The sequence below is a fragment of the Mycobacterium sp. MUNTM1 genome, assembly GCF_054660795.1.
Window position 1 is genome coordinate 1 of sequence record NZ_BAAGDE010000153.1, and the last position, 527, is coordinate 527.

Consider the following 527-nt stretch of genomic DNA (forward strand, 5'->3'; position numbering starts at 1 on the left):
GCGCCGCAGGTGCCGGCCTGCACGGTGCCGAAGGCCACCTCGATGTCCCGGTCCGTGAGCTCCCGGTCGAGCGAACCGCGGATTTCCTCCACCTCGACACCGAGCCCCTCGGCCATCAGGTAAATTGGTGCTTTCCAAGCCATTTCGATGAATCCGGGCGTCTTCAGCATCGGCTCGAAGTCCAGCGGCCGGCCAAAGCCCATCCCGTCCATCATCACGTCGGCCACCGGGTAGTGATCGTTGAGCGCGACCTCACTGGCCGTGATGCGCCGGATGCTCTTGGACTGGGTGGTCATCAACAGGGCGAGCTGATCGGAAGCGAAGCCGGGGAAGATGCCCGACGCGTAGAACGACACCTGGCCCGCCTTGGTCGCCGCATCCAGTTCATCGCGCCAGGTGGGCGCGAAGTAGGACGGCGGGTACACCAGGCTCGTCGACGAGGTCGACACCACGTTGATGCCGGCGGTCAACAGCCGCACGTAGTCGGGCACGGCCGCACCATCGCGGTCGGGACCGCTGGCCGCATA

Annotated in this window: 1 pseudogene; it reads right to left on the reverse strand. The window is 66.0% G+C overall.

From position 1 onward, the window contains the following. Positions 1-527: pseudogene (locus tag ACYQ8K_RS30190) on the reverse strand (dihydrodipicolinate reductase); the annotation flags it as partial.